The 21956-nt window shown below is 56.0% G+C and carries 23 protein-coding genes, 1 tRNA gene and 1 pseudogene; 10 read left to right on the top strand and 15 right to left on the bottom strand.

All coding sequences use genetic code 11. The features are described from left to right. Nucleotides 1-155: 155 nt before the first annotated feature. The 4 genes from CXP40_RS07245 to CXP40_RS07230 all read right to left on the bottom strand — a co-directional run bounded on the left by CXP40_RS07245 (nt 156) and on the right by CXP40_RS07230 (nt 5638). Nucleotides 156-1778 carry a hypothetical protein gene (locus CXP40_RS07245; RefSeq protein WP_106733226.1) on the bottom strand — a complete coding sequence of 541 codons (1623 nt, stop codon included), beginning with the start codon at nt 1776-1778 and terminating at the stop codon, nt 156-158. A 442-nt stretch (nt 1779-2220) separates the two neighbouring features. Next, the gene (locus CXP40_RS07240; RefSeq protein WP_106733225.1) at nt 2221-3978 is read right to left on the bottom strand and encodes a hypothetical protein; all 1758 of its coding nucleotides are present in this window, start codon (nt 3976-3978) and stop codon (nt 2221-2223) included. Next, the gene (locus CXP40_RS07235; protein ID WP_106733224.1) at nt 3975-4454 is read right to left on the bottom strand and encodes a hypothetical protein; all 480 of its coding nucleotides are present in this window, start codon (nt 4452-4454) and stop codon (nt 3975-3977) included. Before CXP40_RS07235 ends, CXP40_RS07240 begins: the two co-directional genes overlap by 4 nt. Beyond that, entirely contained in the window at nt 4451-5638 is a 1188-nt protein-coding gene (locus CXP40_RS07230) for a dsDNA nuclease domain-containing protein (protein WP_106733223.1), read from the bottom strand. Before CXP40_RS07230 ends, CXP40_RS07235 begins: the two co-directional genes overlap by 4 nt. Before the next feature lie 402 nt (nt 5639-6040). Between CXP40_RS07230 and CXP40_RS07225 the strand changes: the two genes are divergently transcribed. Continuing rightward, a complete protein-coding gene (locus CXP40_RS07225; RefSeq protein WP_003118388.1) occupies nt 6041-6661 on the top strand; it encodes a tyrosine-type recombinase/integrase in 621 nt (206 codons plus the stop codon). 74 nt (nt 6662-6735) lie between these two features. Here the strand turns inward: CXP40_RS07225 and CXP40_RS07220 are convergent, their stop codons facing one another. The 4 genes from CXP40_RS07220 to CXP40_RS07205 are packed head-to-tail and all read right to left on the bottom strand — an operon-like array spanning nt 6736 to nt 9295. After that, nucleotides 6736-7434 (bottom strand): TraX family protein, encoded by a 699-nt coding sequence (locus tag CXP40_RS07220; protein WP_106733222.1) that lies wholly within the window; start codon nt 7432-7434, stop codon nt 6736-6738. Further along, nucleotides 7431-7871: a YqaA family protein gene (locus CXP40_RS07215; RefSeq protein ID WP_084310719.1), complete on the bottom strand. Its 441-nt coding sequence runs from the start codon at nt 7869-7871 to the stop codon at nt 7431-7433. Before CXP40_RS07215 ends, CXP40_RS07220 begins: the two co-directional genes overlap by 4 nt. 1 nt (nt 7872) lies before the next feature. Next, on the bottom strand, nt 7873-8997 hold the full coding sequence (locus tag CXP40_RS07210; RefSeq protein ID WP_106733221.1) for a nickel/cobalt efflux protein RcnA: 1125 nt from the start codon (nt 8995-8997) through the stop codon (nt 7873-7875). 10 nt (nt 8998-9007) lie between these two features. Then, nucleotides 9008-9295, bottom strand: coding sequence for a metal-sensing transcriptional repressor (locus CXP40_RS07205; RefSeq protein WP_059392035.1), 288 nt, complete (start codon nt 9293-9295; stop codon nt 9008-9010). A gap of 509 nt (nt 9296-9804) precedes the next feature. Between CXP40_RS07205 and CXP40_RS07200 the strand changes: the two genes are divergently transcribed. The 8 genes and pseudogenes from CXP40_RS07200 to CXP40_RS07165 all read left to right on the top strand — a co-directional run. Further along, nucleotides 9805-10530, top strand: a complete 726-nt coding sequence (locus CXP40_RS07200) for a HupE/UreJ family protein (RefSeq protein WP_106733220.1) — start codon at nt 9805-9807, stop codon at nt 10528-10530. Nucleotides 10531-10542: 12 nt separating this feature from the next. After that, nucleotides 10543-11211 carry a transmembrane anchor protein gene (locus CXP40_RS07195; RefSeq protein WP_106733219.1) on the top strand — a complete coding sequence of 223 codons (669 nt, stop codon included), beginning with the start codon at nt 10543-10545 and terminating at the stop codon, nt 11209-11211. 335 nt (nt 11212-11546) lie between these two features. Beyond that, the gene (gene phnC, locus CXP40_RS07190) at nt 11547-12374 is read left to right on the top strand and encodes a phosphonate ABC transporter ATP-binding protein (protein ID WP_003117867.1); all 828 of its coding nucleotides are present in this window, start codon (nt 11547-11549) and stop codon (nt 12372-12374) included. After that, nucleotides 12371-13234 carry a phosphate/phosphite/phosphonate ABC transporter substrate-binding protein gene (gene phnD / locus CXP40_RS07185; protein ID WP_003117866.1) on the top strand — a complete coding sequence of 288 codons (864 nt, stop codon included), beginning with the start codon at nt 12371-12373 and terminating at the stop codon, nt 13232-13234. Before phnC ends, phnD begins: the two co-directional genes overlap by 4 nt. Nucleotides 13235-13242: 8 nt before the next feature. Then, nucleotides 13243-14070, top strand: a complete 828-nt coding sequence (gene phnE / locus CXP40_RS07180; protein ID WP_003298907.1) for a phosphonate ABC transporter, permease protein PhnE — start codon at nt 13243-13245, stop codon at nt 14068-14070. An 8-nt stretch (nt 14071-14078) separates the two neighbouring features. After that, nucleotides 14079-15089: a phosphonate dehydrogenase PtxD gene (ptxD, locus tag CXP40_RS07175; RefSeq protein ID WP_106733218.1), complete on the top strand. Its 1011-nt coding sequence runs from the start codon at nt 14079-14081 to the stop codon at nt 15087-15089. Then, on the top strand, nt 15083-15952 hold the full coding sequence (locus CXP40_RS07170; protein WP_106733217.1) for a LysR family transcriptional regulator: 870 nt from the start codon (nt 15083-15085) through the stop codon (nt 15950-15952). Before ptxD ends, CXP40_RS07170 begins: the two co-directional genes overlap by 7 nt. A gap of 144 nt (nt 15953-16096) precedes the next feature. Beyond that, a pseudogene (locus CXP40_RS07165) lies at nt 16097-16702 on the top strand (IS5-like element ISPst5 family transposase); the annotation flags it as partial. A 446-nt stretch (nt 16703-17148) separates the two neighbouring features. On the opposite strand, the gene CXP40_RS07160 reads toward CXP40_RS07165, so the two are convergent. The 5 genes from CXP40_RS07160 to CXP40_RS07140 all read right to left on the bottom strand — a co-directional run bounded on the left by CXP40_RS07160 (nt 17149) and on the right by CXP40_RS07140 (nt 20772). Next, nucleotides 17149-18087: a site-specific integrase gene (locus CXP40_RS07160; RefSeq protein WP_114584069.1), complete on the bottom strand. Its 939-nt coding sequence runs from the start codon at nt 18085-18087 to the stop codon at nt 17149-17151. A gap of 197 nt (nt 18088-18284) precedes the next feature. Further along, nucleotides 18285-18569: a hypothetical protein gene (locus CXP40_RS23640; RefSeq protein ID WP_148709463.1), complete on the bottom strand. Its 285-nt coding sequence runs from the start codon at nt 18567-18569 to the stop codon at nt 18285-18287. A gap of 615 nt (nt 18570-19184) precedes the next feature. Beyond that, the gene (locus tag CXP40_RS07150; RefSeq protein ID WP_256579260.1) at nt 19185-19580 is read right to left on the bottom strand and encodes a hypothetical protein; all 396 of its coding nucleotides are present in this window, start codon (nt 19578-19580) and stop codon (nt 19185-19187) included. A 3-nt stretch (nt 19581-19583) separates the two neighbouring features. After that, nucleotides 19584-20309 (bottom strand): phage antirepressor N-terminal domain-containing protein, encoded by a 726-nt coding sequence (locus CXP40_RS07145; RefSeq protein ID WP_177429636.1) that lies wholly within the window; start codon nt 20307-20309, stop codon nt 19584-19586. Between the two features lie 4 nt (nt 20310-20313). Beyond that, nucleotides 20314-20772: a hypothetical protein gene (locus CXP40_RS07140; RefSeq protein WP_106733215.1), complete on the bottom strand. Its 459-nt coding sequence runs from the start codon at nt 20770-20772 to the stop codon at nt 20314-20316. 96 nt (nt 20773-20868) lie between these two features. Between CXP40_RS07140 and CXP40_RS07135 the strand changes: the two genes are divergently transcribed. Further along, on the top strand, nt 20869-21129 hold the full coding sequence (locus CXP40_RS07135; RefSeq protein ID WP_106733214.1) for a helix-turn-helix domain-containing protein: 261 nt from the start codon (nt 20869-20871) through the stop codon (nt 21127-21129). Nucleotides 21130-21155: 26 nt separating this feature from the next. Here the strand turns inward: CXP40_RS07135 and CXP40_RS07130 are convergent, their stop codons facing one another. Together CXP40_RS07130 and CXP40_RS07125 are read right to left on the bottom strand one after the other, a co-directional pair. Next, nucleotides 21156-21500: a hypothetical protein gene (locus tag CXP40_RS07130; protein WP_256579259.1), complete on the bottom strand. Its 345-nt coding sequence runs from the start codon at nt 21498-21500 to the stop codon at nt 21156-21158. 376 nt (nt 21501-21876) lie between these two features. Further along, nucleotides 21877-21953: transfer RNA gene (locus CXP40_RS07125), tRNA-Ile, on the bottom strand. Nucleotides 21954-21956 lie beyond the last annotated feature (3 nt).

Below are 21956 nucleotides of genomic sequence, written 5' to 3'. Positions count from 1 at the left end.
AAACGCCGGAAGACAACTTGAAGTGGCTTGCAGCCACTTCGACAGCAGGCACACTTGATCGGCAGGCTGCCGCTGAAGCTACTTTTTCAACAGAATCGGCCAAAAGCGGCCGTCTTCCCGTTGAATAATTCTGCCCCCTCTGCCCAACATAGTTCTTAGAGCGCAGCTTCACGAGCAGAGTTGAGCTCCTCATTAAAGCGCCCCAGGTAAGCCCGAAGCACATGGTCCTGTTCATCGAAGCATTGCTTAAGGATATACAGATAGTTGTTATGTTCTCTGAAGCCATAGGGTTCGATGAGGTGCGCACGCATCACCCTGGCCAACGGCGCCAAGTGCGCATGCTGCTCCAAGTCCCGCAGGGTGGTGAGCGCCACACCAAGTAATTCGTCCTTGAGTCGGCGGGGCACGCGCGGCGACATCAAGATGGCCTGGATAACACGGCCGATGGCTTCTGCAGCTTCGAAGGAAATGTGAATGTGATTGCCTTCGAGCTGGTTGGGATGCAGCACGTCGCCAGGCTTCGTCAAAGCCTCGGCATCCCTCACCCACACCGCAGTAGCGTCAACGATTTCGTACAGCAGGTAGCCCAGCGGCGTTGGAAACTCATAGTTCTCGTCTTCAGGTCGCACTTCGCGAGCACGGTCGACTAGGCGGCTAGCGAAATGAGGCATGTAGTGAAGCCACAAGTGGTCGGCGACACGCTGATGTAGGCCTTCCAGAACCATGATCCTGAAGAACCAGATACCCGCATAAATCGGGTCGCGGTGCTTCCCAACTTCTTTAAAGGTCAGCAGCCGCCCGTTGAGTTTCTTTTCGAGAGCTTCATCTGCATCAATCCGTGCGAGTACGGCCTCGCCGACAGACCGGAAAACCCCGAGACGGGCTGCCACATCAACATCTGCAAAGTAGAACCGCAAGATGCGGTTCTCATCAGGCAGCGCCAAGCGGCGCCCGCCCCCGCCGAAGTTATCGTTATTCTTGAGCTCGCTGTAGATGACGCTGGCCTCATTGGCCAATAGTGCGTCGAAGAACTCGTCTTGGAAGTCTTCCACAAAGTGCGTTGCGCGCTCCATGACCTCCATGCAGAGGTATGGTCGAGCGATGGCGAGGTGTCCGATAAGGCGACGGGATGACAGCAGCCGCTTTACGACGATGGCGGCACGGCGCTGCACCCGCTGCGAAGGGCCAACCATGTCGGCAAGCCACTCGCGAAAACTGAACCATTTGCGAAATAGCCAGTTCGCCGGAGCACCTTCTCCTATCGAGATGGACCCGTCGTCTCGGAAGACGACTTGGAAGTCGGGACGCGGTGGGCGAATAGCGCTGGCCAAGCGGCTTCGCACGCTCTTCGACGCCGCCAAATTCAGCGCCGATGCGAGATGGCGATGTAGCAAGTCGGCGAGTTCCTCAAGCTTCCCTGCATGCAAGAGTGACGTAGTCAGATCATCGAAAAGCCCGAGGTTCCACCGCGTAAGCCTCGTCCTGCGCGACCGCCAGTAGACAAACCCAGCGAGAAGCAAGAACAGTAGGTACTGGGTCGCGCTCTTGTCGAAGCCCCACAACCAGGGACCAAAGGTAGGAACCCCAAGCCTGGTAAGTACAGGCTGGAAGAAGAACCCATGGATGATAAGCAACGCTGACCAGATGACCAGCCAGTCGAACCAGTTCAGGCTCAATCGAAAGCTTAGCCTGGCAGTGCTGGGCACGATCGCCCACACCGCGGCAATCAAGCCCAGCATAGTGAGTAGTGCGCTAGTGTCGATGCCCGCAGAGTTCATAGGGTGATCCAACTTTAGGAATAGCTGAAAGGGGCCAAGGGTTTTGCTTAAGCAGTTGTGCAATTACGGAGCTGCACCGTCGTTACGGCCACGCCGATGACATAGCCATGCACTTTCCCCTCACAGACCATAATACTGTTCGTCTGGGGTGGTGTTAGCCCCAAAAGTCTCGCACGACTGGGGCTTTGATGCTGCCGTAAGTTTAAAGCTTCCCCCGAAAGCAGGCGCTGACGTCAGGCGTTTTTTGGCCGACTCCGCCTGATACGACTGGCGCGAAGTGGCCAGAAGTGGTCGTTCGTTGTTGATAGCTTTACAACGCGTACCTTGCATGCAAACGCCTAGAGTCGATAGCCACCAACGCTCAGTGCGGATACAAATTTGCTGCGCGAAATTGACAAAAATCTCCGACAAGTGCCCCACCTATATATAACTTGGATGGTTATTATTGCCCTTGTTTTAGGAACATTTTCTGCTTTGCTCCTGGAAATTTTGGCTCCCAATCAATGTCTCTTTCATTTCCTGTGTATCGATACTCAGTGCCCGATATGACAATTTGAGTTCCAGTTGCAGTCGAAAAAACTTTCAGAGCATTTACATAGCGCTCGAGGTCAACTCCATGCATTTCGTGCTGTTTAGGCGTATCGAAAATTATGAAGGATATTTTATTTCTATTTAGCGCCCGGAAGCATTCCAATAGTGCTGCGTGATAAGCAAGAATGACACGGAGGCGCGTACTTCCACCAAGCTGACTTAATTTTTCATTACCTAGAAGTGGTATGAAGTCCCCTTCAAACCTTATCTCGCTTGAAACGTTATTGGTGTCTAGTATGTCCATCCACTTGAGCATGTTATCCCTTAGCATGCTTCGGAATTTAATGATCGTAGGATGACCTTGCCCCGTTTTCTCTAGCTCCTCTCTCTGGCTAATCGCCTCGTCTCTGGCAGTTAAAGCGGCGACATAACGATTGGAGAGGTCCTCAAGGGTGTCTAGAGCCTTCTTATCCTGCTCTAGACCAAATATTTTTGACGTAATTTGTGTAATGGCCTCAACTAGTATCTTTATTTCAGAGGTGTTCACTAAGGAGTTTCGACGCTCAGTCAGAGTCTTGGTTTGAGCGACCAGTTCATCCCGACGAATGATTAGTTGCTCTGCTCGCATTCGACCTATTTCAACATTGCGCTCAAGATCTTTAAGTTGGTCCTTGAGGTAAAGTAGATTTTTTCCGTACGACTCGGTGCTGAAAGAAAAGAGCTGGCATCCTGGGGAGCTGCAAATCTCCTCAAAGGAAGCAAACACTCTTTTTGCCTCCTCATTTAGACTGAGAGTATTAATTTCGGTCTGAATTTCCGCGTGAATTTTCTGAAAACTTCGATCACGCTTAGATATATCGCCAAGCTCTCTATCTAAGCCTCTTATGAGTTCGTTGTTTGAACCTATTATCTCATCGATGGCATCGGTTGAGGCTGTTTTATCGGCCGAACCACCCTTCAGTTCTTCAAGCCTTCGATAGAGCTCTTGGAGTTCTAAGTCTATACCCTCACGGCTTACAGAGCCGTAAACGTTTTTCGCAGCCTCGTAGTCCTTTTTTAATGTGTAGACATGCTTATCTCTTAGTTCTAGTTCGCGCTTGGCTTCAATTAGCCTTTTCTTTGCATTAAAAGCATTCTTTGGCGGTATTCCTAATATGATTCTTATGGTTTCAGATAGTTGGTCTTTTATAAAAGATGCTGCCGGACTATAAAATCTTCTATACCCTTCCTCCTGATCTAAATAATAAATTGGAAGCAGTGTGGAAAGATATGGGTTGGCGGCTTTTTTTTCGTCGCCAGACACCAAAATTGGCATTTCTAAACCCAGCAAGCCAAAAATATACTTTGAGTAGTCCAGTTCATTTGAGAATTCATGAGTGGCTCCATCAGGATCAGCTAGCTCTATATCAACTCCTTCTTTAAACGCCCGGCGGGCAATGTAACGACCGCATTCGACTTCAAACTCTAACTCCGCGCACCGGCAATTTTCTAAAATGTCATCCCGGAATTTGCTGGGATACCCTAGGCAATACATAATCGCCTTGATTAATGGCGATTTTCCACAGCCATTAGGGCCGAATAGCTGTGTTACATCTTTCCCAAATGTTAGTGCCTCCGAGGCCCAGCCTCTCTCGCCTCGCGGGAATATTTGAAGTCTAACTAATCTCATACAAGCTCCAGGTCCATCTGATTGTTAACACAAATATTCCGGTAGGATCGTCGAATCAAAGACAGATTGTAAGATAGATCGTCATCACCGGATAATGCTCGGTCAATTACCTTTTTACCTAGGTTAGTTGCAACTATCCGATTATCACTCTTGCGCATCTCGATCATTCCTGATCTCTCTAGAAAGCCGATTGCTTTTACAGTTCGGATACGCAGAATGGCAGACCACCCTAAGTATTGAGAAGAGCCTTTAAATCCAATTAATGCGTCCTCAATTGACTCCCCTACCAATTGCCCAATTTCGGTCACGACGGGCTTTCGCCGATCTTTTGAGAGCAAAAGAACGATCATTGCTATCAAGGGAAGTTGAAATAGAGCCTCATTATTCAGCTGGTAATTTTTCTGGCTGTCTTTTTCGGATATGGCTATTGATATATTGCGTTTGGTTACGCTTTCGAAAAACTGGTCATAGTTCATGCTTTGTATCTCACTAAGGCGGAGATAAATCCACCGAGCAAAAGTGGTGGCGTGATATCAAAAGCCAAATCACTTTCAATTAACTCGGCCATTAATTGCTTCAGCATTGGATGAAGTTCTCCGAGCTTGAGACTCTTCCTGTTACCTAGCATGGTTGCAAGTAAAGCATCAATTTTCGATGTTATTGAGAGTAGGTCGAAATCGGAAAGCTTATTTCTATTGTCTCGCAACCATACATCCCAATCGGTCTTGCACCTCGATGAATACTCAATCTCCTCACTGCTGGCACCGGATGCGGACATAGTACGCTGGATGACAGAGGCCGATTTGATTGCATGAGCATCACCTCCCGCCACTAGAGATCTATATGCCTCTCTCGATATACTTAACAGGTCTAGTAGGTCGTTTATATCAATACTGGTTTGGCTATCAATAACGGTCTCGTTGAAGCTCGTTACTACGCCGGAGGTTTTCTTTGAAACCAGTTCAAGCAAGCTAACAAGAATTTGCCTTGTCTCATTGAACTCTAGATCAATTTCGCTAAACTGGTATATCCTTGTGCGCGCATCTGATTCAAAACTGTTGTTTTTTTCCTTAATGCACTGAACATCAACTTCGAATCTGAATTTTGCAATTCTCTTAAGTATCTCTGATTCAGCCAGCTTCGCGTCGCTGCTTACTATGAAGCATTCATTAAAATTGTCAGCTAAAAATTTTACATACTGATTTTTTGTGTCGCACTCAGCCATGCTTTCAGACATTTTTTCGACAATATCGTCCAAGTGCGCATTGGTCATAAACACAACTTGATCACATGAGCTTGAAAAAGTAACCGTGTGCTGCAGTAGTTTTCCGGCGTAGCTATTTTTTACATCGTCAGTTTTTTGATCTAGCTGGTGTTTCTTTTGAGTCTTCAGTCCAAATATCTCATTAAGCTTCCAATTCTGACTAGCTTTAGCTCGGGTTTTAACCTGAAAGAATTCATACCGATAAGTACCGTTGTGTTTTTTCCTAACAACGAAATCATCATGATAGTCACAATAGATGCGATCAACCTCGCCACCTTCCAGTATTTCTAACGCAGCAAGACCTGCAGCTCTCACCTGCGCCTTGTATCTTGCGAAGGTATCCCTGCCTACTTGTTCTCTGGGTTTGGTGGTATAAAATTCATCAATGTCGTCCATAACCCTTCCATGCAGATCTTCCCACTAAGCTCACGCGTCTAAAAAAGGGAGCTCATGATGGGCGGCTAGTTGGTGAGAGCTAAAGCTCTTTTAAGGTTCCGCTTTAATTTTAGTTTCATGGTGGAGCTAGCGATCATGATAGATGATACTCGGCGCATCAATTAGCTTGATGGCCACCTGACACCAGTCTGGACGTTAACCAATGGCCTGAAAGCGTGCAAGTTGCATTTATGAAGGCGAGCCTTTAAAGCAGAACCTTCATGGTCACCGATACGCTCATGGATTGATCACAGGGTTGAATCTACCTAGCTTCCACAGATTGCTTAAGGGGCCGCTTTTGGCCGGTTAGCGACCACCGTTCAGGCTAGCCATTCTTGTCCTCCCACACGTGGAGGACTTGCTATGAACATCATCGCTACCTGCAGCCGCCAGCCCTGGAACAAAGGAAAACTGGTCGGACAGAAAACCCCACTCCGACTGAGAGATATCTGGGCCATCCGAGTAAGGCTTCAAATTGCAGAAAGAACTCGGGATCTGGCTCTCTTCGACCTGGCCATCGACAGCAAGCTTCGAGCCTGCGACTTAACCAAGCTCCGTGTGCGGGACGTTGCCCATGGTGAGCAGGTGTCATCACGAGCAATAGTGATGCAGCAGAAAACACAGCGGCCAGTGCAGTTCGAGATCACTGAGCAAACTCGGGCGGCGCTCGCGGCTTGGATACATCAAGTACAGCTCCGCGGCGAGGACTACCTGTTCCCGAGTCGACTGCATAACTCAGACCATCTATCCACTCGTCAGTACGCCCGTATCGTCAAAGGCTGGGTGAAAGCCATTGGCCTTGACCCAGCCATGTATGGCACTCACACAATGAGACGCACGAAGGCATCACTGATCTATCGCAGGACGAAGAACCTGCGGGCCGTTCAACTGCTGCTCGGCCATACGAAGCTGGAGAGCACCGTTCGATATCTGGGAATTGAGGTCGATGACGCCTTGGAAATGGCGGAACAGACCGAAGTGTGACCATGTGTAGCGACGGCCAAAGTCAGGCCGTCGCTAACCGGCCAAAAGCGGACTGATTTCGTCTTGATCAGTCTCTAGGTTTTCATAAGGTATATCGCTGCCAAGTGTCCTGGGTAGAACCAATAGCCCCAGCGGCCAACAGGCCAGACGGTGCAGGGCATGGGTTGGCGCAACAGGGCCAGCCCCAGCACTACGGCTCCGCCAGCCATGGCGAGCATGGCCAGGGTCTCCGGCCCTATTCCCCACTCCACCAACCAGCGGTTGCGGCTATTAGCTAATACCGCCAGGGCGACAGGCAATGGCCACCAGCGTACAGCCTTTAGCCCAATAACAGAGGCAGCAGGCAACATCACACCGATCACCCCATACATCAGCTGCCGATGCAGCAACAGGGCGACGACCAGCGCACTGGTAGCTAAGAGCAGACTTTTGCGATCTGCATGGTGAACGCCCCAGGCCACCAGCAGGCCAAGTGACAGGGTCGGCATCACGTTGAGCGTCGCGCTCTCCGGCGAGAGCAGGCGGTAGGGCAGCTCCGAGAGCAGGGAGAAGGCCAGCAACCAACCGAGGTAGCGCGCATTGCTCTCGCTGAACAACTCGCCGGATTGAGTTCTGACCACGTTAGTGGCGATGCCCAGGCAGAACAGCGGAAACGCAAGGCGGCCGATGACGAACAGGCCATAGGCGTCCGGCCACAAATAACGCAAGTGGTCAATCAGCATGCTGAGTATGGCCAGCCACTTGACCAAATCGAGCCCGGCGTCGCGCTTCATCCCAGCAGCCCAAGCGTCAACGCGGCCAGTGCTAGATAACGTCCGGCCTTGGCTACCAGCACGATCAGCAGGAAGCTCCAGAACGGCTCGCGTAGGGTGCCGGCGATGACGGTCAGCGGGTCGCCGATGATCGGCACCCAGCTCAGCAGCAGTGACCAGCGCCCGTAGCGATGGTAGGCCTGCTGGGCGCGTTGCAGCTTGTCCTCTGGCACTGGGAACCAGCGTTTGTGGCGAAAGTGCTCGATGTAGCGGCCCAGTAGCCAATTGACCACCGAGCCGAGCACGTTACCGAGCGTGGCCACCAACAGCAGCATGGCCGCTGGTTGCTTGGCAGCCAGCAGCAGGCTGGTCAGCACCGCCTCGGACTGCAGCGGCAGCAGGGTGGCGGCACCGAAGGCTGCGACGAACAACCCCAGGTAGGCGGAGAAGTCCCACACTTCAGACGTTCAGCCCGGCCCAGCCGTGCAGGCCGACATAGATGCCCACGGCGATGATCAGCAGGCTCGATAAGTAGGGCGCGCGACGCGCCACCACGCCCAGCCATGGCCAACGATTGGAGGCATGGCGAGTGCCAATGGCGGCGGCGACGCCCACCGCAACCAGGGTCAAGGCCAGACCGACACTGAAGCTGAGCACTAGCACGGCACCCAGCGTGACCTCCTTGACCTGCAGACAGAGCAACAGCACGGTGATGGCCGCTGGGCAGGGAATCAGCCCACCCGTCAAACCGAACAGAATGACCTGGCCAGTGCTGACGTTACGGCTTGCGAAACGGCGCCGGATGTCATTGGCGTGAGCCCGTTCGTGGGCGTCCTGGTAGCCCTCCAGCGACAGCTCCAAACCTTCTAGCTCGGCATGCGCGTGGTCATGCTCATGGAACTCCAGGTCGTAGTCGTGGGAGTGGCCGCTATGACCGAGGCTCAGGCGCACGTTGAACGCGTGCGGCTCGGGAATTTCATCCACGGACTCCAGGTAGTCGTCGCGTTGGGCAAAGGCGAAGCGGCGCATGCTGCCATCCTCGCGGGTGGTCTGCAGGACGACATCGGTGGCTTGCCGCGGGTGACCACTGAGGGTGTGCAGCCGCCAGCGCGGCGCTACCCCTTCCTCGAAAATCGACAGCTCGATACGCCCATGCCCCGTGTCGATGCGGCGGCTTTCGTCGTGCGCATGGTCATGCGCGTGATGATGATCATCGCCCTGCTCGAAACGCCACATCTGCTCGCCGCGCCAGGTGCGCCAGAGCATCCACAGGGCGATGGCGATGATCAGCACCGCCGAGGCGACCTGGAAGTAAGGCTCGGTGGTCTGGCCGTCGAGGTTCTGCCCGAGGTACATGCCACCGATGGCAACCAGCCAGACCACGGCGGTGTGCGAGGCCGTAGCGGCCAGGCCAAGCAGGATGGCTTGGCGCACCGTGCCGCGAATGGCCACGATGAAGGCGGCCATCATGGTTTTCGAGTGACCGGGCTCCAGGCCGTGCAGCGCGCCCAGCAGGATGGCGGTGGGGACATACAGCCAGGCCTGCGAGGCCCCTTGCTGGAGAATTTCGGCGAAGGACGACATGACAGGGTGCTCAAAGGTACTTGGTGATCTGCTTGAATTCTTCCAGTGGCGCTCGCTCACCGTTGGTAAGGGCGCCGACCGTGTGTTCCAGGCAGTGGTCGATGTGATCCTGGATCAGCGTGCGTTTGGCCTGACACACCGCTTTCTCGACCGCATGCAGTTGCTGGGCAATGTCCACGCAGGCGCGCCCGTCCTCGATCATGCCGACGATGCTGCGCAGGTGGCCCTCGGCACGCTTCAACCTTTTGATGATTTCCTTATGACTTTGGTGCTGATGTTCGTGTTCGTGCTTGCCCATCGCCGAGTCTCATGCAAGGATAATTGCCGTCGCATCCTATCCCCCTGGGGGGGATGCGTCAAACCAGACGCTCTCCCCTGTCGAGTCGTAATTTGTCCGTCGATGCTGAGCCAAATCGCTACCTGTCGATCCCTTTCCGTCCTGGCACTGCTGTCGCTATTGTTGTGGACGGGGCATGCGCTATCGGGCTATGCCGCAGGCAATGGATCGGCTGTGCAAGTGAATTACGACGACCATCCGTACAGTCACGACGACTCGTTCGGACAGGATTTTCAGCTGTGGGGAGAACACCAGCACTCATCACTGATGGCCGATCATGTGCATGAAACGCCGCACCTGAGCGCCTGGCTGCCAGCGCCTGGGCGTGTGCCCGCAGGGCAGCCCGCGTTTGCCTATGACCAGCGGCTGGCCCACGGCCCCCGCACGCGCATAGAGCGCCCTCCACGATCCTGACGGGTGTTCTGACTCTGGCCCTCGTGGCCCAGACCTCATCAACTCAGGATCTCCTTATGCAATCGCTACCACTTCGCGGTCACGGCGCCCTGCGTCGACCGTTTCTATTGCCCCTGCTGGCTTTCGTTCTGCTGCTGATAGGCACGCCCGAGGCGCTCGCCCATGGCGTGCCCGAAGGCGACAAGGGTTTCATCCAAGAAAGCAGCGGCGTGCTGCTGATGCCGTTCGTGTACATGGGCGCCAAGCACATGATCACCGGCTACGACCACCTGCTTTTCCTGTTCGGGGTGATCTTCTTCCTCTACCGCCTCAAGGATGTTGGGCTGTATGTCACGCTGTTCGCGTTCGGCCACTCGATCACCCTGCTGTTCGGGGTGCTGAGCAATATCAGCATCAGTCCCTACGTGATCGACGCCATCATCGGCTTCTCGGTGGTGTACAAGGCGCTCGATAACCTGGGCGCCTTCCAGCGCTGGTTCGGCTATCAGCCCGATACGCGCGCGGCCACGCTGATCTTCGGCCTGCTGCATGGCTTCGGCCTGGCGACCAAGATCCAGGAGTTCGAGATCTCGCCGGATGGCCTGATCGCCAACCTGATCGCCTTCAATGTCGGCGTCGAAATCGGCCAGCTGCTGGCCCTCGGCACCATCCTCATTCTGATGGGCTACTGGCGGCGCACCGTCAGCTTCTGGCGCCATGCATACACCGCCAATGTCGCCATGATGAGCGCCGGTTTCCTGTTGATGGGTTACCAGCTCACCGGCCTGATCGTCTCCCAGTAAGGAATTCCCCCCATGTTCAATAGCAAAGCCCCAAGCCTCAACGAACTGCCGAGCAGCCAGCAGTTGCTGCGTTCCACCGTCATCGCCCTGATCGTCGCGATGGCCCTGCTGGTCACCGTGGTGATGCCGTCGGAATACGCCGTCGACCCGACCGGCGTGGGCCGCATGCTGGGCCTGACCCAAATGGGCGAGATCAAGCAACAACTGGCCGAAGAAGCCGCCGCCGAGAACGCCCCCCCGGTCGCGCAGGCGCCTGCGGTGGTTCAGCCCAGCGCGCAGCCAGCCCCCGAGGTGGTGGTGGCCGAAGTTGCCCAGCCGTCCGCGCCCGTAGTGCCAGCAGCGCCGGAAGTGGCAGGTCTGAAGCACGAGATGAGCATTGAACTGGCTCCCGGCCAGGGCGCCGAAATCAAGCTGGAGATGCTCAAGGGCGCCAAGGTGAACTACTTCTGGACGGCCAATGGTGGCCAGGTCAACTACGACACCCACGGTGATCCCTACAACGCACCGCGTGACTTCTACCATGGCTACGGCAAGGGTCGTTTCACCCCGGAAGACAAGGGCGTATTGGAGGCGGCCTTCGACGGGAAGCACGGCTGGTTCTGGCGTAACCGCACTAATAAACCGGTAACCGTGACGCTGCGCACCGAGGGTGAGTACATCGCGATCAAGCGCGTGATCTGACGTTAAAAAGGGGGCTGTGCTGGTTTGCACAGCCCTCGCCGAAGTCCGCTTCTGGCCGCTAGTGTGCGCTCTCTTGCTTGGATGGCATTACGTTCTGGCCCAACGTTACTGTAGCGAATCCGCAGCAGTATCAATCAAAGCCTCCTGTATCCCGCGTGAAGAAAGACGCTACGTTGCGCCCGTTCTTCCACGGCTTCGCTTGCCGCCCCGCTACGGCAGATTCGAAGCATTCATCGAAATGTCATCATTTAGAAGCAGTGCGTTAACAAGGAATTTCTACCCTTTGCATCGCGAACCGCAATTGTGCGGCCAGCAATATTGCGAAAGGTGATCAAATGACGCCCCATCCGATACAGGACGCCGTGCTGCGGGTCGACCGGTTGAGCGTCGTCTACCCAGGCGGCGTGACAGCCCTACGCGATACCTCGATTGCATTTCGGCGTGGTGAGTTCACCGTGCTGCTTGGTCTCTCGGGCGCAGGCAAGTCGACCTTGCTCCGTAGCCTCAATCGACTCGTCACGCCCACTCGCGGCAGTGTCACCAGCGAGCTCGGTGAGCTCGGCAGCGGCTCGGCCTTGCGTCAGCATCGTCGGCGTACCGCCATGATCTTTCAGCACCACCAGCTAATCGAACGTCAAAGCGCACTGGCTAATGTGCTTACCGGTCGGCTGGCCTTTCACAACACGCTCCGCTCGCTGTTTCCTCTGCCGCGTGCCGATCAGGAGATTGCGCTCAGTTGCCTCGCTCGGGTCGGTCTGGCAGACAAGGCGCTAAGCCGGGTGGACAAACTGTCCGGTGGCCAGCAGCAGCGGGTAGGCATCGCGCGTGCGCTAGCGCAACAGCCCGCGATCATTCTTGCCGATGAGCCGGTAGCCAGTCTCGACCCGGCCACTTCGGTCCGTGTTCTCGGACTGCTGCGCGACATCTGCAAGGAAGACGGCATCACCGCCATCGTTTCGCTGCATCAACTCGAATATGCCCGCCGCTTCGCCGATCGCGTCGTCGGGCTGGCCGATTCTCAGATCGTTTTCGATGCCGCGCCCTCGGAACTCACCGATGCGCAGCTTGAGCGCATCTATGCAGGCCGCTCTACGACTCAGCCAGCAACTGCTCCGGCTGAAACCCCTGTCATGCTCGCACCTTCACTGGAGATGTCCCGATGAAACGCTTATCCGCTCTCTTATTGACCTGTTTGCTGTCCGCTGTTTCAAGTCTGTCCGCCGTAGCGGCCGATGCCGATCCGGATGTGCTAAAGGTTGCGCTGCTGCCGGACGAAAACGCCTCGGAGTTGATCAAGCGAAACCAGCCGCTGAAGGATTATCTGGAAGAGCATCTGGACAAGAAGGTGCAGCTGATCGTAACCACCGACTATTCCTCGATGATTGAGGCGATGCGCTTTGGCCGTATCGACCTGGCGTATTTCGGTCCGCTGTCCTACGTCATGGCCAAAAGCAAAAGCGACATCGAGCCCTTCGCTGCCATGGTCATCGACGGCAAGCCGACCTATCGCTCAGTGATTATCGCCAATGTGGCGTCAGGCGTGAATGAGTATGCCGACCTTAAGGGCAAGAAGATGGCCTATGGTGACCGGGCATCGACGTCCAGCCATCTGATTCCCAAAACCGTGCTTCTTGAGACGGCCGAGCTGACGGGTGGGCAGGACTACGAACAACATTTTGTGGGCACGCATGACGCCGTTGCCGTCAACGTGGCGAACGGAAACGCCGATGCGGGTGGGCTGTCGGAGGTAATTTTCAATCAAGTAGCCGAACGTGGCCTAATCGATCCGAGCAAGGTGAAAGTACTTGGTTACAGCGGCGAATATCCCCAATACCCCTGGGCGATGCGCTCGAACCTGAGCCCCGAGCTGAAAACCAAGGTGCGGGATGTATTCGTCGGTATCGACGATCCCGAAGTGCTGCGCAACTTCAAAGCCGAGGCCTTCGCGCCAATCACCGACGCCGACTACGATGTGATTCGCAACATGGGATCGCTGCTCGGCCTCGACTTCGCCACGATGTGAGCACCGATATGTCTACTCATCATGACGTGCAGGCGCTGCCTGCAGAGCAACGCGAGCACATCCTTCGAGGCTTCGGCCTCGGTTGGTGGCGCCAGCTGGGGCAGGTGGCAATTGTACTCGGAGTGGTGCTGTTGGCCTGCTGGTACGTGGGGCTGCTCGATGCCACCACGCTGCTGAACGGGCTGCCCTCCATCGCGACCCTGGCAGGCGAGGCCATGCCGCCAGACTTTTCGGGCTATCGAAGCTGGATTCGCCCGTTGATCGACACGCTGGCGATGAGCATCGCCGGCACGGCCATCGCAGTGGTGTTCTCGCTGGTGGTGGCCTTCGTTGCAGCGCGCAATACGGCGCCGCACCCCCTTGTGTTCGGTGTTGCCCGGGTGCTGCTCAATGCCCTGCGGTCGGTGCCGGAGCTGATCATGGGCATCATCTTCGTTGCAGCCGTAGGGTTCGGCGCCTTGCCGGGCGTGCTTGCCCTGGGTCTGCATTCGATCGGCATGGTCGGCAAGTTCTTCGCCGAGGCCATCGAGCACGTCGACGAAGCGCCGGTGGAAGCCGCTCGGGCGGCGGGGGCTACGCCGATGCAAGTGCTGCTGCACGCGGTTTTGCCACAGGTGACTCCGCAGTTCGCCGACGTGGCGATCTACCGCTGGGAATACAACTTTCGCGCCTCCACCGTGATGGGCATGGTTGGCGCCGGCGGTATCGGCTTCGAACTCATGGGCTCGCTGCGCATCATGCAGTACCAGGAGGTTGCAGCAATCCTGCTGGTCATCCTGGCCATGGTCACGCTAGTAGACGCCTTCAGTGGCGTGCTGCGCAAACGTTTCAAATAGGACAAACCATGCTGCCGAAACTCGTTATAACTCACCGAGTACACGATGAGATCCTGCAACTGCTGGCGCCACATTGCGAGCTGGTGACCAACCAGAGCGACAGCACGCTGACGCGCGAGGAAATTCTGCGCCGCTGCCGCGATGCTCAGGCGATGATGGCGTTCATGCCCGATCGGGTCGATGCAGAATTTCTCCAAGCCTGCCCCGAGCTGCGTGTGGTCGGCTGCGCGCTCAAGGGCTTCGACAATTTCGATGTGGACGCCTGTACTGCCCGCGGGGTCTGGTTGACCTTCGTGCCTGATCTGTTGACGGTCCCGACTGCCGAGCTGGCGATCGGACTGGCGGTGGGGCTGGGGCGGCATCTGCGCGCAGCAGATGCGTTCGTCCGCTCTGGCGAGTTCCAGGGCTGGCAACCACAGTTCTACGGCACGGGGCTGGATAACGCGACGGTCGGCATCCTTGGCATGGGCGCCATCGGACAGGCCATGGCTGAGCGCTTGCAGGGATGGGGCGCGACCCTGCAGTACCACGAGGCGAAGGCTCTGGATACACAAACCGAGCAACGGCTCGGCCTGCGCCAGGTGGCGTGCAGCGAACTCTTCGCCAGCTCGGACTTCATCCTGCTGGCGCTTCCCTTGAATGCCGATACTGAGCATCTGGTCAACGCCGAGCTGCTTGCCCTCGTACGGCCGGGCGCTCTGCTTGTAAACCCCTGTCGTGGTTCGGTAGTGGATGAAGCCGCCGTGCTCGCGGCGCTTGAGCGAGGCCAGCTCGGCGGGTATGCGGCGGATGTATTCGAAATGGAAGACTGGGCTCGCGCGGACCGGCCGCGGCTGATCGATCCTGCGCTGCTCGCGCATCCGAATACGCTCTTCACTCCGCACATAGGGTCGGCAGTGCGCGCGGTGCGCCTGGAGATTGAACGTTGTGCAGCGCAGAGCATCATCCAGGCGTTGGCAGGTGCGCGCCCAATCAACGCTGCGAACCGTCTGCCCCAGGCCGAACCTGCCGCATGTTGAATCCGGTCTGGCTGAAGAGCCTGGTAGCGATCGTTCAAACAGGCAGTTTTCAGAGCGCGGCGAGGGCGTTGGGGCTGGCCCAGCCGACGGTGTCGCAGCACTTGCAGAAGCTTGAAGAGCAGGTCGGCGTAACGCTGGTGCAGCGCAGTCGTAGCGGCTGCCAGCCTACCACACGTGCGCTGGCCTTCATGCCGCATGCGACCGCCTTGCTCGACATGCACGCCCGGGCGCTAGAAGCCCTGCATGGAAATAGTGAGCGCGTCGGGGCCAGCTCCAACATCGGCACCTACCTTCTCCAGCCATTCGTGCGCAGCTATCTGACGACCGCAAATGAGAGGGGCGAGGTGGATCTGCGCATCGCCGCCAACCCGGATGTGGCCGACCAGCTACTGGCGGGCCAGCTCGACGCCGCGATCATGGAATGGTGGCTACCTCACCCCGACTTCGAACACCGCCTCTGGCGGGTCGAGCCGCTGGTACTTATCGTCAGCCCCGACCATCCGCTGGCTGAAGCAGGGTGCATAGAACGCGATCGTCTGGTGGACCTGCCGATGCTGGGAGGTGAACCGTGTAGCGGTACCGGACGGCTTCTGACCGAATACTTTGGCGAGCTGGGCGTGCCTCGCAGCGGTATGCAGCTAGGCAGCACCGAGGCAGTCAAACAAGCAGTCAGGGCGGGACTCGGCGTGTCGTTGGTGATGGCTTCCGCAGTACAAGACGAAGTTCGCAGTGGCGCGCTGGTAGCTCTTCCCATCCCGGGGCTTGAAAAGCGTCTCCAACTGATCTGGCGCAAACCGCCCGGAAATCTGCACCCGCCGGGATTTGTGCGGCACTTATTGGAAGAGGCAGATCTAGCTGGATAAGGTGATGGATGGTTGCGATCCAGCGCTTGGCTTGTCAGCCTAGAGAGAAGGTTGCTGAAACACGGCTTAGGGAAACTCTGAAGAAGACTTCCTGATTTTGGCAAAATGTCCGGACTCCACCCGCTCCACCCGCCGAGTTCTCCGATGAAGCAAATGACCTTCGCCGACGCCGAGTACGCCGGCAAGCGCAAGCAGACCCGCAAAGAGTTGTTCCTGATCGAGATGGATCAGGTGGTGCCGTGGAAGGGTTTGATTGCCCTGATCGAGCCGCACTACCCCAAGGGTGAAGGTGGTCGTCCGGCGTATCCGCTGATGGCGATGCTGCGCGTACATTTGATGCAGAACTGGTTCGGCTACAGCGATCCGGCGATGGAGGAGGCGCTGTACGAGACCACAATCTTGCGCCAGTTTGCCGGGCTGAACCTAGAGCGTATTCCCGACGAAACTACCATCCTCAATTTCCGTCGCCTGCTGGAGAAGCACGAGTTGGCGGCCGGGATTCTGGCGGTGATCAATGGTTACCTGGGCGATCGGGGCCTGTCGCTGCGCCAGGGCACCATCGTCGATGCCACGCTGATCCATGCGCCGAGTTCGACCAAGAACAAGGACGGTAAGCGTGACCCGCAAATGCACCAGACCAAGAAGGGCAATCAGTATTACTTCGGCATGAAGGCCCACATCGGCGCGGATGCCGAGTCTGGCCTGGTGCACAGCGTGGTGGGGACGGCAGCCAACGTTGCTGACGTTACGCTACTAGCCCCAAGACCCGGTTGGACTTCTGGCAGAGAAAATTTGACCAAAACGTCGCCCGAGATACCAGGAACAAGGCTGTGTTACTGGCATCGGGGTGGCGGGTGATAGAGCTGTGGGAATGTGGGATACGTGCACCTGATGCCGAGATAATCTGGGTCTTGGATGCAATCCGTAATTCTAATCAAAAAACGGTCTCTTGGCCTGACCTCTCGACGGAACCTGCTCTGTAAATTGACATGTCGCCAGGCATGGCCTGATTAGGCGTTAAGGATCTGCTAGCTCCCCATCAGTGCCAACACAAGAGCGAACAAGGCTTAGCTAGTGGAGTTGATTAACGGAACGGATGACCCAACCAACTCCGTAGAAGGTTGTCTGCTCTTGGCCGCTCAGAGCCCGTCTAACCATTTCGGAGTTGGCCGAATGCTGGTCGCTATCTGAAGTCGCTAAGCACCTTGTGGCCCGGATTCGGCAGGCTGTGTGGTTATTTGTGGGTGTACCAGGCGTGTTGGCACCTCGATACGCCCTACCACTCGTTCCCGACCAAAAACAGCAGGCTGCTTAGGTTGGCGAATTTTTGATAAGTCAGCGTCCTGTGCAGGTCTGATATGCAATCTGTGACCAGTCCCAGATCGACGGTTCCCATAGACGCTGATGGATTCGATGGATTGGTGCCCCATCATGTAAGCAAGAGCTTCATCGCTTTCACCTGACGCTTTCAGGTTCGAACCCATCTGGTGCCTGAAGCTTTTCAGGGTCGGCTGCTGTTTGCGTCGTGGCCACAGAGCGCGGCACTCCTTGCGCAGGCGATCCCGAATAGCTGTATTGGTACGAGGGCAGATACGCATCCATTTCGCGGCGCCAGCCACAACCTGGAGCACGGCAGGGTCGTCAATGACCAGTGTTCTGTCGGCGCCCCTATCCTGCGGAGCGTTTTTTTTGCCGCCGATGATATGAACGTGATTGCCCGTCACTGTGATCGAGCGCATCTCACAGGGGCGTACCCCCAAGTAATAGGCCAGTACTAGCGACCAGGCCTCGTCCATGAATTCACGCGCTAACAGATGCTCCTGAAGCTCTCTGTAGTCTTCTTCAGAGATCGAGCGGATTTGCTTGAGTTTGGGTTTCTTGGGAAGTGTTGAGCCTTGCGCCGTTACTGGGTTGATGAGCTGCTTGATGGCTTTGGTTGCATGGTGATTCCCGCGAGCCTTTTGATCGTGCGCAAGGGCGCTCTTCAGCGTGCCGAAGCTGTTTGGCCTGTACTGGCTGGCTTGGGCCAGCAAAGCCGCGCATATTTGCGCTGAATCCGGGGCCTCCGATTTGCAGTGCTCCCGATAGAAATTGCGGGCTCGGATTTGGTACTTCTGTAGGGTAATGGTTTGCATGGTAGTCATCTCTTTTTGTTGTTTTTGATGACAAAGCTAAGCCGCTACGCGAAGGGCGGTGAAGCAGCTCAGTCTTCACTGAAACCATTCCGCCTTCGCTCCATGTTTTCCCGTTACGTCTGAACTACTCCACCGCCCCCATACTCGCGCCGCGAGTATGGGGTGCGCGCTTCTACTCGCGCCCGCTTCATCTACATTCAGCGTGCGCGTGGAGTAAAAGCGCGCGCAAGCCTTTTGTCATCAAAATCAAAAAAGCAGCCAGCGCCGATGGCGCTGAAGTGGCGAGGCGGGGATGGCGGTGCGGTGCATGGCCGGCGCGTTGAGATGGTTGCATTCAAAAATGCTGGCCACGCAGTGATGGTTTGGTTATGAAAAAAGTCGACGAAGTCAGTGTTTACGGGGGCTTGAGCGATAATATAACCAAAAAAAGGAGTGCCAGTTTTGGCGCTATTAGTGCCGTAACTGGCAGCTTGGCTGTCCACTTTGGCTGGATCCAGCGCCGCATTGGGCACTCAAACTGCCGCTAACGGCACGATCCGAGTGTCGCAGAGCCTTGGTGCGACATACACGATGTATCGCTGCGACATGGCCAGCGTGTCGCAGCGTCTGTGTACGACACTCCACGTGTGTCGCATAAGGGCCGCGACACTCACTGAGTGTCGCAGTACCTCTCCAGCGATACGCATGCCATGTCGCGCCGGCTATCCCATCGCTCTGCTAGTGCAGCTGCCATGGCTCTGGATACTCCATAGTTAGCAGCCGATGCAGGTAGTCATCCAGCGATTGTGCACCTTTCAGAATGTTGAAGCTCAGGATTACGTAGAAACTGCCACTTAGCGTGTGCAGTACCCAAAACGGACCCTCTCGCTCGACCTGAACAATGGCTGATGTATGAATAGAATCGCCATCGCTGAAGCGGTCTGCTTGCACATGCTTGTGGCTGATCCCATAAGCACAAGAACCTCTAATGTATGTGTCGGTCAGGTAACCCGTGACGGGTCTGCTGAAGGGCAGATCGTCGATCTGCTCAAGCAGCTTCTGCAGAATTGGGTGTGTATACATAAATCTGCGACAGATAAGTAAATGCTTCGGCCTGGTCAGAAAATGCTCGCAACGGCGTCCGAGTCGACTTGGATACGCGTACCAGGTCCGAGTAGTAAATAGGTGGTGTTGAGTGTTTTGAAATGAAAACCATCATGTTGGTGCAGAGGCGACGTTCGGACGAAGTCCCCTATGTCCCAGCGACGCTCGCTGTCATAGACAACTGTGTGTGCATAGACCAGAGCAGGTTGTCGTCGAGTCTTTGCCAGTTGTAGGCGCTGGCTTTCAGTGACATCCAGATCAAGCCAACGCCAGTTGCGCACCAGGCAGTAATTCCCGTCAGGAAATGACTGCCTGGCATAGGCCAGAGCCTCATCGTCGCTCATGATGCTGCCGCTCATGGGCTCACCTGCCGAGTACAGCACGGCCATCACTTCCTCAAGTGTGGCCATGGTCTAAGGCTGTTCCTGCTGAGCGATGCTATGGTGTTGCCCTTCAAGCTCAATACTGCACAGTAGGGCCGCGAAGTCCGAGTCGAGCAAGTGGAGTCGCTGGGGGCGGGCGTCAACGATAGACTTGATAATTGCATCGACCCGTTGCGACACTGGCATCTGGCTCGGCGTTTTCGAGCGATCATGCTGATAGATGATCGTGCTGAGCGAGGCGACTGCACCGCGCAGCTGATGCTCTTGGGCTTCAGCAATTTCAAAGCCGTTCTTTTCGCGAAACTGGCCAGTGATCTGCTTGGCCAAGTACGAACGGTCAGAGGGCTCAGTCTGCTGTAGGCGCCAGCTCAGAATGCGGCTCAGGACCTTAGGCGCAGCAGCTGCCAGTCCCTCTTGGTGCTTCTTCTCGGCTGAAGCATCTCCGAAGAAATGTGCGCGCAGCTGATTCACGCGCAATCGTGCCGCGGGGTTCACTTTGCGTAAGCTCAGTCCTTTGAGCCAGAACTCGAATTCTGCTTGTGGCAAACAGAGCGCCCGCTTCATCGGGGTCTGCCCTGGTAAACACACGTCGTACTCACGAGCTGTATATCGAGGGGGGTGTAGTTTTGCGGCCTGACTGTGCCAGTTCAGTTCAATGGCTTCGCACAAGGGACGCATAGGCCAGTAGCGCTCCCCCTTACTGTCAGTCAGATAGGGAATAGTCATCGCCTGGATTTTGATTGTGGATGTGCGCATGGACTTACAAGGCCCCCTGAGGGTTGTGGGCCGGAGTAAGCCCCTGCGAAGGTTTTAGGGCGATAACGTCACGAAGCAGTTGGCTTGGATCAAATCCACCGGCTTCAGGTTTGTTGGCTAGCTTTAGCATGGTGACTAAGCGGACTACGTTTTCCATGATGCGGCTTCCGTCCCTCATCTGGATGGCTTCAGCTCTGTAGCCAGCAGTCAGTTGATCTAGGATCTGATCAATGAACTTTGGAATCAGTGAAACTGGCAGGTAGTGGAGCGGAAGCTTCGTCTCAGGATCTTCTTTGAGCAGGATGCTGCCTTCCCACTCAGCAATGGCAGCCTGAGTCTGGATGGTTGTTACGCCAAGCGAGTGCAGTAGGGAGTTCAGCTCCATCAGTACTTCCTGTGTTTTCAGGTCTAGCTGGAACTGCAGATTTTCGCGGGCCGGTGAGGGGCGAGTTGGGTTTTTCATTGAGTGCTCCTGTAAAGCAATACCTGAATATCTGTAAATCGGATATCCGAAGATTAGATATATCTTTGCAGCTTGTCAAGGAGCCGGGTGCGTCACGTGGAAAAGTCGGTGTATCGAGATGAGAACCTGATTCTGCTCAGGTTGCTGAAGCAGTGCCGCGTTGAGGCAGGTCTAACCCAATCTCAGTTTGCCCAGGCACTGGAGCGTCCGCAGTCATTTGCCAGCGATATCGAGCGTGGCTTGCGCCGGATCGATCTCGTCCAGCTGCGCGATATCTGCCTGGCGTTGAACATCGGCCTCGTCGAATTCGTACAACGATTTGAAGCCGAGCTGGCGTCAAAAGGAGCAGGCGAGTAGTACCTGCTCCTTCCGCAGGGGAGGGGCTAGCGGCGCTCGTTCTGCAGTGCTTGCCAGGCTCCGGCGTATAGAGCTGCTGCATCTTCGCTGAGGATGCGAATTGCCTGGATGCAGTTCTGCAGGTTTGAGGTGCTCAGCTCGTTTAGGTCTGGTGCGGTGCTGAGTAGACAAAGCACCCCGAGGACGGCGGAGTGACGATGCGTTGCTGCATCGTAAAGATCGGGTGCAGCTGTATTGCTGGGGTAGCCGATAACGCAGAGAGGGTCACTGCTATGCAGCGGGGTGAAGCCATCGATTGTGCCGGTATCGGCATGACTGCTGCCGGAAAAAGACTTGGTGGTCTCGGTAGGGGAGGTGTTGGTTTCATTCATGGTGTGATCCTCAGAACGGAATAGTTCTGCCACCCAACGCCAACTGGGTGAGCAGACCGCACGGGTTGGCGTACCGGTCTGAGGGCCGGCGCATCCGAAGATGCCCCGCACGGCCCGCCCATAAAGACACAGCCATGCTCAGAGCTAAGCCTTGCTTAGCCCTGTCTCAGACCGAAACGCCAATTCCGGCCCCTTTAGAAGGGGAGCACAAACCTATTGGAGTGCCGTCTGAGTGTCAATCTGCGAAAGGGCCGTTTTGCTGCGTTCCAAAACAGCAAAAATGAAACGGTACGCAAAACGGTACGCAAATTTTTTATCCGCCCCCCCAAAACGACAAAAGGCCAGCGCAGTGGCTGACCTAAGTCGTTGTTTTATTTGGTGGGCCCACACGGACTCGAACCGTGGACCAAAGGATTATGAGTCCTCTGCTCTAACCAACTGAGCTATAGGCCCCCA

The organism is Pseudomonas sp. YY-1 (assembly GCF_002843095.1).
GTDB lineage: Bacteria > Pseudomonadota > Gammaproteobacteria > Pseudomonadales > Pseudomonadaceae > Aquipseudomonas > Aquipseudomonas sediminis_A.
This window is presented reverse-complemented; position numbering and strand designations above follow the sequence as displayed.

Coding starts and splice junctions, on each gene's coding strand:
- CXP40_RS07220 (WP_106733222.1), bottom strand. CDS start 7,434: ATGAAGCGCGACGCCGGGCTCGATTTGGTCAAGTGGCTGGCCATACTC.
- CXP40_RS07205 (WP_059392035.1), bottom strand. CDS start 9,295: ATGGGCAAGCACGAACACGAACATCAGCACCAAAGTCATAAGGAAATC.
- CXP40_RS07245 (WP_106733226.1), bottom strand. CDS start 1,778: ATGAACTCTGCGGGCATCGACACTAGCGCACTACTCACTATGCTGGGC.
- CXP40_RS07230 (WP_106733223.1), bottom strand. CDS start 5,638: ATGGACGACATTGATGAATTTTATACCACCAAACCCAGAGAACAAGTA.
- CXP40_RS07195 (WP_106733219.1), top strand. CDS start 10,543: ATGTTCAATAGCAAAGCCCCAAGCCTCAACGAACTGCCGAGCAGCCAG.
- CXP40_RS07240 (WP_106733225.1), bottom strand. CDS start 3,978: ATGAGATTAGTTAGACTTCAAATATTCCCGCGAGGCGAGAGAGGCTGG.
- ptxD (WP_106733218.1), top strand. CDS start 14,079: ATGCTGCCGAAACTCGTTATAACTCACCGAGTACACGATGAGATCCTG.
- CXP40_RS07170 (WP_106733217.1), top strand. CDS start 15,083: ATGTTGAATCCGGTCTGGCTGAAGAGCCTGGTAGCGATCGTTCAAACA.
- CXP40_RS07160 (WP_114584069.1), bottom strand. CDS start 18,087: ATGCAAACCATTACCCTACAGAAGTACCAAATCCGAGCCCGCAATTTC.
- phnD (WP_003117866.1), top strand. CDS start 12,371: ATGAAACGCTTATCCGCTCTCTTATTGACCTGTTTGCTGTCCGCTGTT.
- phnC (WP_003117867.1), top strand. CDS start 11,547: ATGACGCCCCATCCGATACAGGACGCCGTGCTGCGGGTCGACCGGTTG.
- CXP40_RS07145 (WP_177429636.1), bottom strand. CDS start 20,309: ATGCGCACATCCACAATCAAAATCCAGGCGATGACTATTCCCTATCTG.
- phnE (WP_003298907.1), top strand. CDS start 13,243: ATGTCTACTCATCATGACGTGCAGGCGCTGCCTGCAGAGCAACGCGAG.
- CXP40_RS07130 (WP_256579259.1), bottom strand. CDS start 21,500: ATGAATGAAACCAACACCTCCCCTACCGAGACCACCAAGTCTTTTTCC.
- CXP40_RS07210 (WP_106733221.1), bottom strand. CDS start 8,997: ATGTCGTCCTTCGCCGAAATTCTCCAGCAAGGGGCCTCGCAGGCCTGG.
- CXP40_RS07235 (WP_106733224.1), bottom strand. CDS start 4,454: ATGAACTATGACCAGTTTTTCGAAAGCGTAACCAAACGCAATATATCA.
- CXP40_RS07225 (WP_003118388.1), top strand. CDS start 6,041: ATGAACATCATCGCTACCTGCAGCCGCCAGCCCTGGAACAAAGGAAAA.
- CXP40_RS07200 (WP_106733220.1), top strand. CDS start 9,805: ATGCAATCGCTACCACTTCGCGGTCACGGCGCCCTGCGTCGACCGTTT.
- CXP40_RS07140 (WP_106733215.1), bottom strand. CDS start 20,772: ATGAAAAACCCAACTCGCCCCTCACCGGCCCGCGAAAATCTGCAGTTC.
- CXP40_RS07150 (WP_256579260.1), bottom strand. CDS start 19,580: ATGGCCACACTTGAGGAAGTGATGGCCGTGCTGTACTCGGCAGGTGAG.